Source organism: Edaphocola flava (assembly GCF_004118155.1).
In the GTDB taxonomy this organism is placed as follows: domain Bacteria; phylum Bacteroidota; class Bacteroidia; order Chitinophagales; family Chitinophagaceae; genus Edaphocola; species Edaphocola flava.
Genome location: NZ_SAIQ01000001.1, coordinates 489,991 through 505,147 on the forward strand (window position 1 = coordinate 489,991; position 15,157 = coordinate 505,147).

The 15,157-nt window shown below is 45.1% G+C and carries 13 protein-coding genes; 8 read left to right on the forward strand and 5 right to left on the reverse strand.

The genetic code is table 11. The annotated features are described in order from the left end of the window. Positions 1-24: 24 nt before the first annotated feature. The 5 genes from EMP01_RS02235 to EMP01_RS02255 all read right to left on the reverse strand — a co-directional run bounded on the left by EMP01_RS02235 (position 25) and on the right by EMP01_RS02255 (position 7,417). Entirely contained in the window at positions 25-3,420 is a 3,396-nt protein-coding gene (locus EMP01_RS02235) for a DUF4175 family protein (protein WP_129019863.1), read from the reverse strand. A gap of 12 nt (positions 3,421-3,432) precedes the next feature. Further along, positions 3,433-4,596, reverse strand: a complete 1,164-nt coding sequence (locus tag EMP01_RS02240; RefSeq protein ID WP_129019864.1) for a tetratricopeptide repeat protein — start codon at positions 4,594-4,596, stop codon at positions 3,433-3,435. Between the two features lie 76 nt (positions 4,597-4,672). After that, the gene (locus EMP01_RS02245; protein ID WP_129019865.1) at positions 4,673-5,680 is read right to left on the reverse strand and encodes an FAD-binding oxidoreductase/lyase; all 1,008 of its coding nucleotides are present in this window, start codon (positions 5,678-5,680) and stop codon (positions 4,673-4,675) included. A gap of 39 nt (positions 5,681-5,719) precedes the next feature. Then, on the reverse strand, positions 5,720-6,034 hold the full coding sequence (locus EMP01_RS02250) for a YkvA family protein (RefSeq protein WP_129019866.1): 315 nt from the start codon (positions 6,032-6,034) through the stop codon (positions 5,720-5,722). A gap of 195 nt (positions 6,035-6,229) precedes the next feature. Beyond that, entirely contained in the window at positions 6,230-7,417 is a 1,188-nt protein-coding gene (locus EMP01_RS02255; protein WP_129019867.1) for a T9SS type A sorting domain-containing protein, read from the reverse strand. Between the two features lie 636 nt (positions 7,418-8,053). Here EMP01_RS02255 and recQ point away from each other — a divergent pair. From recQ to EMP01_RS02295, 8 genes are all read left to right on the forward strand, one after another. Continuing rightward, positions 8,054-10,261, forward strand: a complete 2,208-nt coding sequence (gene recQ / locus EMP01_RS02260) for a DNA helicase RecQ (RefSeq protein ID WP_129019868.1) — start codon at positions 8,054-8,056, stop codon at positions 10,259-10,261. 270 nt (positions 10,262-10,531) lie between these two features. Further along, positions 10,532-10,780, forward strand: coding sequence for an acyl carrier protein (locus tag EMP01_RS02265; protein ID WP_129019869.1), 249 nt, complete (start codon positions 10,532-10,534; stop codon positions 10,778-10,780). A gap of 22 nt (positions 10,781-10,802) precedes the next feature. Further along, positions 10,803-11,690, forward strand: coding sequence for an LpxL/LpxP family acyltransferase (locus EMP01_RS02270; protein WP_129019870.1), 888 nt, complete (start codon positions 10,803-10,805; stop codon positions 11,688-11,690). Positions 11,691-11,732: 42 nt separating this feature from the next. Continuing rightward, entirely contained in the window at positions 11,733-12,137 is a 405-nt protein-coding gene (locus EMP01_RS02275) for a 3-hydroxyacyl-ACP dehydratase (RefSeq protein ID WP_237559449.1), read from the forward strand. A gap of 2 nt (positions 12,138-12,139) precedes the next feature. Next, positions 12,140-13,267: a beta-ketoacyl-[acyl-carrier-protein] synthase family protein gene (locus tag EMP01_RS02280; RefSeq protein ID WP_129019871.1), complete on the forward strand. Its 1,128-nt coding sequence runs from the start codon at positions 12,140-12,142 to the stop codon at positions 13,265-13,267. After that, a complete protein-coding gene (locus tag EMP01_RS02285) occupies positions 13,264-13,842 on the forward strand; it encodes a D-sedoheptulose-7-phosphate isomerase (RefSeq protein ID WP_129019872.1) in 579 nt (192 codons plus the stop codon). Before EMP01_RS02280 ends, EMP01_RS02285 begins: the two co-directional genes overlap by 4 nt. 12 nt (positions 13,843-13,854) lie before the next feature. After that, positions 13,855-14,541 (forward strand): nucleotidyltransferase family protein, encoded by a 687-nt coding sequence (locus EMP01_RS02290; RefSeq protein ID WP_129019873.1) that lies wholly within the window; start codon positions 13,855-13,857, stop codon positions 14,539-14,541. 3 nt (positions 14,542-14,544) lie between these two features. Continuing rightward, a complete protein-coding gene (locus tag EMP01_RS02295; RefSeq protein WP_129019874.1) occupies positions 14,545-15,069 on the forward strand; it encodes a D-glycero-alpha-D-manno-heptose-1,7-bisphosphate 7-phosphatase in 525 nt (174 codons plus the stop codon). Positions 15,070-15,157: the final 88 nt, after the last annotated feature.

The following is a 15,157-nucleotide window of genomic DNA, read 5'->3' on the forward strand; positions in this document are numbered from 1 at the left end:
GCTTTAAATATACTGTATATTTCTCTATTGCCCCTGAATTTTTTTCAGGTATTCCTCCGACATTTTCTGATAGAAGGGTTTTAGTACCGGTGCGGTTGTACGGTAACGCTCAAATAGCATCTGCTGTTGCTTCAGGTAATCAGAGAGTTCACCAGGCATTGGTCTCGGGGCATCTTTGCCAGCCTCTGCACTGCGTTTATTATCTTCTTCCTGCTCCTGTATCGCCTTTTCGGCTTCCAGCATGCGGGTAAGGATTTCTTTATTTCGTTGTATCAGTTGGCTAATATCTTTACGGAATACCAGATCAGTTTCCTGCTTATCCAGCTCTGCCTGTATGGCCCGTATTTCATTAGTCAGCTTACTACCACCCTGGCCGTTACTGTTCAGTACATCCAGCAATTCCTGCATCTGTTTACGCAACATCGCCTGCTGCTGCGCCAGGCGCGCAACCTGCTCTGCATTGCCCTGGCTGCCTCCATTTTGCTGCCCGCCAGAGTTCTGTCCACCCTGTCCGCTCTGTCCTTGACCCGATTGACCAGGTTTATTTCCGGACTGGCCTTCCTTCATCTGCTGCATGCCCTGCCCCATCTGCTGCTGGCCGGTAATAATATCTTTCATCATGCCTGATCCACTGCCCTGCCCTTTACCTTTTTTAGGTTTGCTTTGCCCACTGCCACTGGCGCCGCCTTGCTGAGATTGCATAAGGTTGCTCAGCAACTCATTCAGCAGTAATGCCAGGTTATTGGCTGCGGTCATTGCATATTGCTGACGGGGCAGAATCTCACCAATATTGCGCTGTTCAAAAGCATCTAAAGTGCGTGCAATATTCTGGTCCAGATCCGAGGTTTCTTTGTTCACCGTCGCGGCAATACTGAAGATTCTTTTGCTCAGCACATACAGGCTGTCCTTGATCATTTTAGTATTATTCTTCAGTCTGTTCTGCTCTTTAGTCAGCAGCAGGTAGGCCGGACTGCTCACACTGGTCGTACGCAGTGCATTCATCAGCTTTTCCTGATCGAATGAGAAACGGATAAGATTGGTCAGCAACTGTCTTGTAGCCTTGATATCAATATCCAACTGCTCCATATCCATACCGGAAGCCATCTGCTTCAGGCTCTGACTCATTTCCTGCAATTTGTTTTTCGCATTCTGTTGCGATTGCTTTGCACTCTTCTGGTTATTCTGTTGTAGCTGATCGCTACTTTTATTCATTTCCGATTCCGCCTCTTTACCGGCATCCTGGGCTTTATCCAGTTGCTGCGGTTGTTGCAGCTGATTATTCTGCTGTTCAATGGCTTTCATGTCTTCCTTCATCGCCTTGTCCAGCTCCTGTTTGATCTGCTCCTGTTCTTTACGCAGCGCTTCATTACTTTGTGCGCCTGCTTCTGTTTTCTGTTCCAGGGCAGCTTCCTTCTTCGACAGTTCTTCCATTTTCTGCGCCAGGCCCTCCATTTTCATCTGCATTTCCAGGCGCTTCATCAGTTCCTGCATCCGCTCCATATCCATATTGAACAGCTTGTTATTCTGTTCCATCTGCTGCAATTGTTCCATTGCATTGCGCTGATCTCTTTTCTCCAGCAACTCCTGCAGTTTTTTGATCTGTTCTTCCAGCTGCTTATCTTTCAGGTTATCGATCTGATCCTTTATCGCCTCTTGTTTCTCTTTCAGTTCAGGGCTCAGGCTTTTGGCATCACTTTGCTTGCGTTGTTCTTCAAATCTCTTTTTAAGGTTCTCCAGGTTAGCTTTCAATTGCAGGTTCTTGTCCAGCAGCGATTGCATTTTCTGATTGCGCTCCCAGCTGCTCTCTCCCGACTCCATCATTTCTTTCTGCATGTTCTTAAACTCTTCGTTCAACTGCTCTGCCTGTGCGGCACTGCTGCTCATACTGGAGTTCATTTTTTCGGCATTCTCCTCCATCACTTTATCCAGCTGCTTCATATCCGGTGCCTTCCAGAACATCACCGTGCTTTTACTACTCTTGCTTCCATTCACGGCATCATTATCCCAGGCTTCAACGTAATAATTTACCTGGTAGCCCGGCTGTAATTTTAATGTAGCAATATCAAAATAATGGGAGAATTGTACTACCTGTCCTCCACTCTTCAGCGGTACCGCCTTTATGCTGACCACTTTATTCTGCGGATCGAGTACCTGGTATACAAATGACACCTGGCGCAAAGCGTAATCATCGCCGGCGGTACCGGTCACCAGCACCTGCTGGGCAAATGTGGTATCCTTATGTGCATCTATACTTACCTGTGGATACTGATCGTCTATAACCTGTACCTGGTATTGAAGCGTATCGGTTGTAGCCTGTACATTATTTTTAAGCCATAACTGGTAAGGCATAGAGGCCATGAAGCGAACGGCGGTGCTGAAGCGTTTGCCCTCGCGGCTCATAGGCTGCTGCACATTACCGGCTTGTACCTGTATCTCATCTGTATGGGCTGCACCCAGCTCCCAATGTATGGTGGTACCTACGGGCACCGTAACATCCGATAAACCCTGCATGGTCTCACTTTTCTTTCCCGTATATGCAGGATAAGTCAGGGTCATGCGCATCTGCTCCAGCTCCGGCTGAAATAATACAGATAGCTTATAGGGCTGCGAATAGTAATCGACCGCGGTGAGGCGGAAAGACAAGGCATCGCTGACTTTAGGAAAGGTATAGGTAAATTTATGATTGCCGATAGATTTCATTTCGACCTGCTCGCTACCCAATACGAGGAAAAGGCGCTCCGGCAGTTTCTCTCCCTGCACAGAAGCGGTAAGGGTAAACGGTTGTCCTTGTACTACCTTCAATTGTTTGGGGTCGACATAAAAAGTAAAGGGAGCCGGCTTCGCAAAGAAAACAGATGGTTGCGATAAACGATAACCGCCTTCGGTAAATACCTTTGGGGCAATGACAAAAATAAGGGCGGCGGCAATAACCGGCAAAAACAGGAATGGTAAATACCGTTTGTTCTTGCGCATATCTATCGCAGCACCAAAAGGCAGTACACTTATTTTACCCGCTTTCTGGTCTATGCTTGCGGCAATCAGTTCATTACTGACCTCGCTTTCGCTGCTTTGCTCTTTCAGCTGCAATACATTCAGCAATTTGTCCTTTACTTCAGGAAAGAAATTACCGACAATGGTTGCTGCCTGCTCATGATTAATCACCTTGCCCAGCTGCTGCATTTTCAGCAAGGGTATAATAACCCAGAACACCAGGGAGAGCAGGCCCACACTGAGCAGGAAGACCAGTAGGGTCCATTTTACCTGTATCGAAAAGTAGAAAAAATATTCACCAATAGTGATCAGTAAAAGATAGATCAGTAAACAGGCTGCAAAGATGAGCCCTCCGCGCAATAGTTGATTGGCGTAGTACTTACGAATGAATGCATCCAGCTTCTTCAGTAGCAGATCGTAATGGCTCATTGTCTGGTATTCCTATTTAATTTGTTTGCGCACCCGTTTCAATGCTGAAAGATAGGCGGTATTGTTACTTACGGTATTGGCAGCCTTTTGATACTGTTGTGCAGCATCGCGGTATTGTCCCATTTTTTCATAGGCCATGCCTGCGTTGTAATGGGCATTGGCTTTTTCCTGGCTGGTCACTCCGGGAAAGGTGGTTACCTTATTGCTCGCTTCGATGCATTCTGCATATTTGCCCATACGCAGTGCGGCCAGCGCAATGTTATTCACAATATGCGGTTGCTCCGGAGCAGCACTCTGTCTCAGGGCCTGCATATACAGACGTACTGCGGCTTCATAATCTTTGCGGGCATAAGCTTCCTCGCCCTGTTGCAGGTAATCCGGAGCAGCCGAGGCCGCAGCGACGTCAGCAACAGCTTCCACCTCAGTAGCTGCAGAGATATCATCATAATCAGTGCCGAAATAGCCGGTATAGCTTAATTCATTATAGTCCATAATACGGTTACTGCGGTCTATGCTGAAGACTTTCCAGAGATTGCCTTCCTGCTGTCCGGGCAGATAATAGGTTTTTACCAGCTCATCGCCACGGTATACAAATACTTTTGCATTGCTGCGGCTCAGCTCATCGGTGCGGTATTTTTTATTGGTATAATCCCTTACCCAGAAGGTATACTCATCGGCATCCCTTTCTGCAACAGTAATTGTTTCCGGGCCATAGCCGTTACGGTCATCTACATCCAGGTTAGCTCCTGGTCCGTTTTGCTTCCCGTAATAGACATGGTTTGTGCCATAGATCGCATGTATGTCCAGATCTGCCGGCTTCCAGCCCCAGCTAAGTACTACCCTTATCGCCTGATTGTCTTTCAAAGAAGGACTAAGGGCATAGGTATATCCCTGACAGGGACATTTTACCACCAGTGTGGAATAACCGTTTTTCTTGATGATGAGCATCGTTTGTTCATCATCATCAAAGTTGCGGTCAGTCTGTATCTCCCCATTGCTATTGGTCGTACCGACAACGCTCTGGCGGCCATTTTTCTGTATATAGATTTCTGCACCACTTACTACGGCATCTTTTACGGTAGCATCAAGCACTTTTATGGTTTTGCTATTTTGTGTCCAACCAGTATAGCCGGTCAGTAATAAAAGCGGCAACAGGTATGGTTTAATATTAATCATCTAAAACGCAGATTTTTTTATTCCAAAGTCAAATATAATTGTTTTACATCTTAATGCCGGGAAATAGCCAGGCTATTTACAATAAGAACTTATCCAGTACGGACTGGTATTGTGTACGCCCTTCTTCCCGCATCATATTTGCAACAAAATCGGTAATCCATAATGGACCCGCACTGAATCCTTTTGTGCCCAATCCGTTACAGATCCCAATCCTTTTATATAACGGATGCCAACCGATAAAGGGTATCTGCCCTACTGTCGTGGGGCGTTCTGCACAGGTATGCTCCAGCACCTCGAATGGCAGTTTCATCCAGGATTGCAGCAAAGCAATCGTTTCTGCTTTCCAGTGTTCATCAGGAATCATATCTTCAAAGTCCCAGTTATAATTACTGCCACACCAGTAGAGGCCATTGCCTTTCGGAATAAGGCGTGTTTTGCCTTTATTAAAAATGACCTGTTCCGGCAGGCCGTTTATGTGCAGGTATAACACTTCTCCGCGGTTACGGGTAAAGCGCAAGGGACTGAAATAGTTCGAATCTCTTGCGGCTACACCATTACAGTACACTACCGCATGCCAGTATGCTCCTTTATAGGCCACAGCATCCTCTCCCGGAATCAATAATTGCTCCTCAAAAACGGCTTCCATCAAAATCTCTTTTTCTTTGAGGAAGGCGTTCCATGCCTTCAGCAGTACTTCATTGTGCACCATGGCCACCGGATCACAAACATGTACTGTTTCAAAATGCTGAAAAAAGTCGCGAAACGACTCAACCTGATCTGGCTGTGGCTCTCGGTCTGAATCAAAAAATACCAGGCTGCCATCACTAACCAGGGGTATGCCCAAAAAAGATTCCATCTCCTGGTATATCCCGATAGCGGTATCATACATAACACTCCGGCGCTGGACACCGGGTTTTGTTTTACCGGAATAGGGATTCAATACCGCTCCGGAAGTATAACTTGTCGGGTTAGATGCCGGCATGTCTATTACCATAAAAGGAATATTCCTGCGGTATAACATAAAACTCAGCAAAGTTCCTGCGATACCTTGTCCGACAATAAGCACGGGATGATGAATATGCATAAAAAAGCCAGCGATTGTTACGCTGGCAAATGTAGTTGTTTACTTCCACTTGGTCTGGAGTACTACCGGCTTTCCCGATATATAGTTTTTATGTTGCTGGTAACGGACCAGTTCTTTCTCCAGAAATTTTGAAGCATAAGAAAAAAGAATCAGGTCATCTATCCAGCCCAATACCACAATCCAGTCCGGTATGATATCTACCGGTGAAAGGATGTACAGAAAGGATAAGATAAATAACAATAAAGTCAGTACCGGCATCTTATATGTTCCGGCAAAAACTTCACGGAACATCGGCAGAATGATATTACGCTTTTTAAATAAGCCGTAAAATCTGCGTAAACGTGCCCCTGGCATAAAACTTCCTTTGTTTTTCAATTGCGAATTTGTGAATTTGGTTAAATTATAAATTAATTAGATGTAAAAATAACCCTTAAGTTTAAAACACATTCTTAATATATTACAATTGTATTGTTAAGAATCCGGCAGTATATTATTATGGCCGGTGCATGCACCGGCCATAATAATATACTGAATAAATGATAAGAATGTTTATTTTTTGACCAGCTTCAGCTGCTGTATTGGCCCCTTTCCGGACACTTTCAACAGATACCATCCAGCAGTCCAGTCAGTCGTATTGACCTGTATCTGCGCTGCTGTAGCGGTTTGCCGCAATAGTGTTTTTCCGGTAATATCATAAATTGCTATCTCCGCCCCTTCACTGATACCGGCAATCGTCAATTCACCGGATACAGGGTTAGGAAATGCGTTCAATTGCCGGCCGGCAGCACGCTCTATCCTGCGCACCGGGCTATATTCAAAGCTATTGTCTGCATCTACCAGTTTAAGACGGTAGTAGGCAGATCCGGCGGCAACATATGGATCATGGTAACGATATTGCTCTGCCTCATTACTGTTTGCCTTGTATACGGGTACAACATTTATAGTATTCCAGCTTTTGCCATCAGCACTGCGCTCGATTTCAAAACCTTTGGCCTGTTTCACCATACGGGTTTCCCATTGCAGGTCTGCACCTTCTGCTGCAATACCGGCATTAAAGTAGCTCAGGGTAATGGGTAAAGCGGCTTGAAATTCTTCCAGCTTAATATCATCCAGGCCAAAATCATTTCCGTTGACAGCAGTCTGGGCATTATTGATCGCCAGGGTATGGCTCGTTGCGGTAGCTACAAAAGTTACTGTGGCCGTGGCCCAGTTGGTGGTTGCTGAGGTCACACTCTGACTATTCCCTCCATCGCGTAGAATAGTAAAAGTCGGCACACCAGATACGGAACCACCCGTTTGCAACAAGAAGCCGTATTTAAAAGAAAAGCGGTACGTACGGCCAATCGTAAGACCAGCGTATGTTTTGCTGAAGACGATGCCTACAGGTGCGGATGCAGAAAACACATTATCTGTCCAATACATCAGGAAACGGCCTCCGGAAGCATTATTCGGGCTTTGGGTTGCTCCTATATTAGTATTGCTAACCTCCCAGCTCCCATTAATCAGGCCATTTCTAGGGCCGGAGGCAGGAGACGCTGCATTTTCATAATAGGCACTGCCATTGTCCGTATAATCACTTTCATAAGTAAGATTATTGAAATCGATCAGGTCTATCTGGTTCCATGTTTGTGCCCGGGCATCGGCAGTCGCACTCAATGTAAATATGGTCAATATGGAAAATAGTTTCCATTTCCGGGACATAGGAATCCCACTAAGGTTTGGTAATGCTCTCTTCATAACATCTTATAAATTAAAAATGGGTAATACAACTCTTTCATCCCGACAGCCCAAAAGGCTTCAGGAATCATTATTTATCTATAGGGTATGTGGTTGTATCCAATTGCCGGCAAATACAGTTAGCTCAGGAAAATCCTACTGTCTTGATCGGAATTACATATTTTAAAAATAGATATACTTAGTATACAGGTACTAAATTATAATACCCTTCTCGCGTGAAAAAATATAACCAATCCAATAACCAGACCTTAACAGCTCAATTGCCTGCCCGGAAATGACAAAAAAACGCAGAATCAATACAGGCAATACTAACAGCTACACACTCGTGGTTTTCCTTGTTTTACAGAAAGTTTATGAAACATATTAAACTGAAAAGAACTATCTTTGCGCGCTCAAAAAGTACATCTTGGTGCTTTATCGTATTCCAGATCGACAAAACACTTTACTAGATTCACTTTGCTGGCAAAAAACAGTTTTTTACGGTATCTCCCGGCGGAACTCTATTACGGGTTTCGCTTTTTTATCGCTGTTGATTTTTAGCAAATTGATTAGTAAAAATTCCGGGAAAAAGTTTATATTTATATACCCTTTACCGGACAACAATCGATAAAATGCGTTCATAATATTATTGTAGAAATGGCTGTAAAAAATAAAAGAAACTTAAAAAAAGAATTACAGAAGTACTTTGGTTTCGATAATTTTAAGGGAGAACAGGAGGCGATTATCAACAGCATTCTGGGCGGCAAAGACACCTTTGTAATTATGCCTACCGGCGGTGGTAAATCGCTGTGTTACCAGTTACCGGCACTGCTGAGTGAAGGGGTGGCACTTGTGGTTTCTCCGTTGATCGCTTTAATGAAAAACCAGGTAGACCTGATCAGGGGATATAGTGATGATGATAATGTGGCACACTTCCTGAACTCGAGCCTGAGCAAAGTACAACAACGTAAAGTAAAGGAAGATCTGGTATCGGGCAAGACTAAGCTATTGTATGTAGCACCGGAAACACTGACCAAACAGGAGAATATTGATTTCTTTTCCGATATTACTATTTCATTTGTAGCAGTGGATGAAGCGCACTGTATTTCTGAGTGGGGACATGATTTCCGCCCGGAATACCGTAAACTCAGCGCTATGATCAAAGAGATCAACCCTGATCTGCCGATTATTGCCCTGACCGCTACCGCTACTCCTAAAGTACAGGACGATATCGTCAAAAACCTGGAGCTGAGAGGCCCTGAGGTATTTATTTCTTCCTTTAACAGACCAAACCTCTATTATGAAGTAGTACCTAAGGGTTCCAAAAATCAGGTATTGAAACATATTGTACGGTTTATCTCTCAGCATAAAGGTAAGAGCGGTATTATTTATACCCTTAACCGTAAGACGACCGAAGAGCTGGCCAGTACACTGGTGGCTAATGGTATCAAATCGGTAGCCTATCATGCTGGTCTGGATGCGGCGACCCGTGCGCAGCGACAGGATATGTTCCTGCATGAAGAGGTGGAGGTTATTGTAGCCACTATCGCTTTCGGTATGGGTATCGACAAACCGGATGTGCGTTTTGTAATGCACTACAACATTCCTAAATCAATCGAAAACTACTACCAGGAAACCGGGCGTGCCGGAAGGGACGGACTGGAAGGAAGGTGTATTTTATACTACTCTCATAAGGATGTTCAGAAACTGGAGCACCTGATGAGGGACAAGCCTTTGAGTGAACGTGAAATGGGCGCTCAGCTTATTGCTGAAACGGTTGCTTATGTAGAAAGCGGGGCCTGTCGCAGAAGACAATTGCTACACTATTTCGGTGAGATTGATCGTATCGAGAATTGCGGCAACTGTGACAACTGTTGTAATCCTAAAGAGAAGCTGGATGTAAAAGACAGCGTTAAGATCATACTGGATGCGATCGACCAATTGGACGAACGCTTTGGTATTGATTATGTGGTGGACCTGGTACTGGGTAAGAAAAACCCTCAGATCACTACATTCAAACATAACAAATTATCGTCTTACGGTGCCGGTCTGATCATGGAGATGGATGATAACTTCTGGTACTCCCTGATTCGCCAGATGATGCTGGAGGACTTTATCCGTAAAGACATTGAGGAATACGGCTTGCTGAAGATTACAGAAAACGGCCGTAAATTCCTGAAGAAAATATTCCCGATCAAAGTTCCATTGAACCATCGTTTTGAGGATATGGAGGAAGAGGAAGAGGATACACAATCCGGAGGTACCGGTGCTGCTGACACGGTACTGCTGGAAATGCTGATGGACCTGCGCAAGCAGGTGGCTAAAGAGAAAAAATTACCTCCATTCGTGATCTTCCTGGAGAACTCTCTGGAAGATATGGCACTGAGCTACCCTACTACTATGGCAGAACTGGAGAAAATCCAGGGTGTAAGTAAAGGGAAGGCCCTGAAGTTCGGTAAGAAATTTATTGAACTGATTGCGGCTTACGTTGAGGAGCATGAAATCGAAAAGCCGGACGACTTTGTGATGAAAAACGTGGTGAACAAGAGTGGTCTTAAGGTGTTTATCATCCAGAATATCGATAAAAAGATTCCGCTGGAAACGATTGCCAAAAATAAAGACCTGTCGGTTCACGAACTGTTGCATGCGATGGAAACCATCGTAGCCAGCGGTACCCGTTTGAATATCGGTTATTGTATAGATGAGGAACTGGATGATAATGAGCAGGCAGAGATCTTTGATTATTTTAAAGAGGCGGAAGATGATGATCTGAACGCAGCTTATGAAGAATTCAGAGACAGTGACGTATCTATTGAACAATTACAGCTGATGCGCATTAAGTTTATGAGCGATTACGCCAACTAATTATAGATATACAAAAAGATCAGGCGGCTGGAAACGGCTGCCTGATCTTTTTAGTAGTGTACTGTACCTGATCATTAAACCAAAATCCCTGCATCTGGTCAAATGATTAAGTGTAGTAATACACCGCTGACACATATACAATACATTAAATATAAAAAATCACATTCTAATTCTCAAAATGTTTAATATTTAATAAAATAATTGTAGTTTTGCGACCGATTTTTGAGCCTCTCAGGAGGTTCCCCGAACCCAAAAATCCCTAATAAAGTAATGGAAAAAGCAGAAATGATTGCCAAAATCAACCACTTTTTGGTTGAAGATTTTGAAGTTGAGGCAGAAGACATTCAGCCGGAGTCTAAGCTGAAAGAAACCCTGGACCTGGATAGCCTTGACTATATTGACTTAATTGTTGTGATTGAAAATAATTTCGGATTTAAAGTAAAGCCGGAAGATTTCCAGACCATGGAGACAATCGAAGATTTTTACAATTATGTTGAAAAGCGTCTGGTAGCCGCTTAGTACCAGAACTATTGCCCTTATTATGGCTCAGTGGAGTGGAAAATCTCAAGGATCCGCATTAGGATATAAAATATTTATCTTCCTGTTACGCATAGGTGGTCTCAAACCAGCCTATGCGTTACTGTATATAGTAGGCTGGTATTACATTTTCTTTGTACCGGCCGCTACCCTACCCCTAAAATACCTGTACCAGGAACGTCTGGGCATGGACTCCCGTACCGCCCGTAAACTGATCCGTAAGAACATTATCCGTTTTGGGCAGACCATTCTCGATAAGATATACCTGTTCAGTACGCGCAAAAATCCGTTTACCATTACACGGGAAGGAGAGCGCAACCTGAATGATATGGTTGATGCCGGTAAAGGCGGCATTATCGTGAGTGCACATCTGGGTAATTATGAACTGGCCGGACAGTTGCTGGAGCGACTGGAAACGGTGATCAATATCGTCATGTACGATGGCGAAGACACCCAGATCAAACAATACCTGGATAAGGTCGCGGATAAGAAAACCTTCAACATTATTTTTATCAAGGAGGACATGTCGCATATATATGAGATGTCAGCAGCCCTTAGCCGCAATGAACTGATATGCCTCCATGCCGACCGTTATATGCCTGGCACCCGTACAATTAAGCATGATTTCCTGGGCAAGGAAGCCCTGTTCCCTTTAGGCCCGTTTATACTCGCCAGCAAGCTGCGCGCACCGGTAAGTATCGTATTTACGTTGAAACTGACCGATCTTCATTATCATTTTACGGCAACAGTACCACAGGTCTACGAGGGCCGTGGTATGCAGGGTGCCGAACGTATGCTGGAAGATTATGTGGCTGCGCTGGAAGAAAAAGTAAAACAATACCCGGATCAGTGGTTTAACTACTTCGATTTTTGGGAAGAGCAGAAAGCGTAAATTATCGTAACTTCACGCCTTAAGTATCAACAGCAAACGATTGTGCAATATATACCTCAGGCTGCTCCTTTTGTCATGATCGACGAGATCACAGAAGCAAATGAGCAGCAGACTACTACTACTTTTCGCATACCTGAAGAGCATCTGTTTGTATCGGAAGGATATTTTACGGAACCCGGCCTTATTGAAAATATGGCCCAGACCGCTGCTGCGGGTACGGGATATATGGCGGCACAGCATCATGCAGCTCCGCCTGTGGGTTTTATCGGGCAGGTAAAACAACTGGAGATACATGCATTGCCTAAGGTGGGTGAGCAGATCACCACGACTACAACCAATGTACAGCAGGTGATGAATGCCTTTATCGTTAACGGGATCATTCATTCGGGAGATAAACTGATTGCCCGCGCAGAATACAAAATATTTTTACAGGAGGAAAACAAGTAAATATGATTTACCATGTTTCCGACGCTATAATCAGCCCCCTGGGCTTTGATACCGACTCGGTATACGAGGCGGTACTGAGAGGCGCAAGTGCCATTCGCCCGGTGTCTTTTCCCGACGGCAATACTTTTATGCTGGGCAAAATGCAGGAGGCACAATATGATGCACTCAACACCGCAGCACTAAACGGTTACAGCCGTTTTGAGCAGATGTGTATTGCGGTGATACAACAGGCATTATCTGCAACAGATATCAGCCTGACCAATCCTGATACCGTACTGATTTTATCTACGACCAAAGGAAATATAGAATGGATCAATGATCCGGAGCGCAAAGCACTGGCATCGATTCCCGCTGCGGCTCAACGCATTGCTGCTTTTTTCAAACACCCCAACCCGGTTATTAATGTATCGGTAGCCTGCATCTCCGGAGCAGCTGCCCAGATCACGGCCAGACGTATGCTGGAGGCTGGTCTGTACAAACATGCTGTTGTAGCAGGTTGTGATGTAATCAGCGATTTCGTACTCGCCGGTTTTAATTCTTTCCAGGCACTTTCAGATGAGCAGTGCCGCCCCTTCGATGCGGAAAGAAAAGGATTGAACCTGGGTGAAGCTGCTGCCTGTATTGTATTGAGTACTGATATACAATATAGCAGCCAGACAGCGGTACTCAGCGGCGGTAGCATCAGCAATGATGCCAATCACCTCTCCGGCCCGTCCAAAACGGGAGCAGAACTGGGCTTGGCCATCAGCCAGAGCCTTGCTGAAGCACAGCTTGAACCACAGGATATCGGTTTCATCTCTGCACACGGAACGGCAACTAATTATAATGATGAAATGGAGGCTAAGGCCATTGGTCATGCTGCGCTGTCGGCAGTACCGGTACACAGCCTTAAACCCTATTTCGGGCATACACTGGGTGCTTCGGGCCTGCTGGAAAGTATCATCAGCCTTAAAGCTATGGAACAGGATACCCTGATTCCCGTACCAGGCTTCCGGGAAAGCAATACCAGCATACCTTTACACGTTATTACCTCGATCGGCCATCAGCCTGTCGCGCATTTTGTAAAAACTGCTGCCGGATTCGGTGGCTGTAATGCGGCACTGGTATGGTCTAAAAAAGTAACACAATGACCTCTTCAATTCAAGCAATACTTCAACGTTCTATAGACGTAAAGCAACAAATCCTGGAAGACCAGGAACTGATTGCCCGTGTACAATCATTGACAGAACAGATCACAGAAACCTTCCGTAATGGAGGTAAAGTCCTGTTCTGCGGTAATGGCGGCTCGGCTGCAGATGCACAGCACCTGGCAGCAGAGTTTTCCGGTCGTTTCTACACAGACCGCGATCCCCTGCCCAGCGAAGCACTGCACTGCAATACGTCTTACCTGACAGCTGTAGCCAATGATTATGGGTATGATATGGTATATAGTCGCTTACTGAAAGGCTCAGGCAAGAAGGGCGATGTCCTTATAGGGCTGAGTACTTCCGGCAATTCTACCAATATAGTAAAAGCATTTGAACAGGCACGGGAAATGGGCATCACTACTGTAGCCTTTACCGGCAGTACCGGCGGGGCAATGAAAGATCTCTCCGATATACTGATCAATATTCCTTCTGATGATACGCCGCGTATACAGGAGTGCCATATTACCCTGGGGCATATCGCCTGTCAGTTGGTTGAAGCAGCATTATTCAAAGGCTAAAAAGATATGAGTATGGAATGTATCGTACTGGCGGGCGGCTTGGGCACCCGTTTACAACACATCGTACCGGATGTACCCAAATGCCTGGCACCAGTCAACGGCCAGCCTTTCCTCGCACACCTGTTTCACTACCTGGAGCAGCAATATTGCGATCATGTGATCTTATCTCTGGGTTATAAATATGAGATGGTACTGGAATGGCTCAAAACCAAAGCCTTTACGTTCAAGATCAGTTGGGTGATTGAGAAAGAGCCCCTGGGTACGGGCGGCGGACTGAAGAGAGCTTTGCTGAAATGCCATTCTGATCAATGTTTTGTACTCAATGGTGATACTTTGTTTGACATTCCCCTGAGGGAAATGAGCGAAGGACTCAGCGATGAGGTCAAAGCTGTGATTGCCTTAAAGCCGATGCAACAATTTGAGCGTTATGGTACCGTTATCCTGGACGAAGACCAGTACATTACCGGCTTCCGCGAAAAGCAGGCCTGCGATAATGGCCTGATTAATGGTGGCATTTACCTGCTGAACCATGCTAAGACCCTGCTACAAGACATGCCGGACCACTTCTCTCTGGAAAAAGATTTCTTTGAACCGGAAGCAGATCAGCATAGCCTGAAGGGATATATTAATGAAGGATATTTTATAGACATTGGCGTGGAGGAAGATTACTTACGGGCGCAAAAAGAGATCGGACAGTAACACATGAGAGCATTATTCCTGGATCGCGATGGGGTGATCAATATTGAAAAAGAGGGTAGTTATATTTTCAACCCTACTGAACTGCATTTTTACGATGGCGCGCTGGAAGCCATTGCTCATGCCCGCAAATACTTTGACCTGGTGCTGGTGGTAACTAACCAGAGGGGTATCGGCAAAGGCTTGATGACCACTCAGGACCTTGAAGAGATACACCAATGTATACAAGAGGCATTAACACAACACCAGGGCCACATCGACTGCTTTTATCATGCTCCGGCATTGCATAGTGATGACCTGATGCGCAAACCGAATACCGGTATGGCCTTGAAGGCACAGGAGGATTTTAAAGATATAGATTTTGCCCGGTCGGTTATGATCGGCAATAATTACAGTGATATGAAATTTGGCAGAAGCATGGGTATGAAAACGGTATTCCTGCATACTACCCAGCCGGCACAGGAACTGCCTAATGAATGGATCGATGAGCAATACGATAGCCTGGCATCCTGGATAAAGACTTTAGACTAAAACTTTTCCCAAGGTTCTAAAAGAAACCTTAAACATAAAAAAGGAACGGGCCGATATATATCGGCCCGTTCCTTTTTTTATCAAATGC

Coding starts and splice junctions, on each gene's coding strand:
- EMP01_RS02235 (WP_129019863.1), bottom strand. CDS start 3,420: ATGAGCCATTACGATCTGCTACTGAAGAAGCTGGATGCATTCATTCGT.
- EMP01_RS02240 (WP_129019864.1), bottom strand. CDS start 4,596: ATGATTAATATTAAACCATACCTGTTGCCGCTTTTATTACTGACCGGC.
- EMP01_RS02245 (WP_129019865.1), bottom strand. CDS start 5,680: ATGCATATTCATCATCCCGTGCTTATTGTCGGACAAGGTATCGCAGGA.
- EMP01_RS02250 (WP_129019866.1), bottom strand. CDS start 6,034: ATGCCAGGGGCACGTTTACGCAGATTTTACGGCTTATTTAAAAAGCGT.
- EMP01_RS02255 (WP_129019867.1), bottom strand. CDS start 7,417: ATGAAGAGAGCATTACCAAACCTTAGTGGGATTCCTATGTCCCGGAAA.
- recQ (WP_129019868.1), top strand. CDS start 8,054: ATGGCTGTAAAAAATAAAAGAAACTTAAAAAAAGAATTACAGAAGTAC.
- EMP01_RS02265 (WP_129019869.1), top strand. CDS start 10,532: ATGGAAAAAGCAGAAATGATTGCCAAAATCAACCACTTTTTGGTTGAA.
- EMP01_RS02270 (WP_129019870.1), top strand. CDS start 10,803: ATGGCTCAGTGGAGTGGAAAATCTCAAGGATCCGCATTAGGATATAAA.
- EMP01_RS02280 (WP_129019871.1), top strand. CDS start 12,140: ATGATTTACCATGTTTCCGACGCTATAATCAGCCCCCTGGGCTTTGAT.
- EMP01_RS02285 (WP_129019872.1), top strand. CDS start 13,264: ATGACCTCTTCAATTCAAGCAATACTTCAACGTTCTATAGACGTAAAG.
- EMP01_RS02290 (WP_129019873.1), top strand. CDS start 13,855: ATGGAATGTATCGTACTGGCGGGCGGCTTGGGCACCCGTTTACAACAC.
- EMP01_RS02295 (WP_129019874.1), top strand. CDS start 14,545: ATGAGAGCATTATTCCTGGATCGCGATGGGGTGATCAATATTGAAAAA.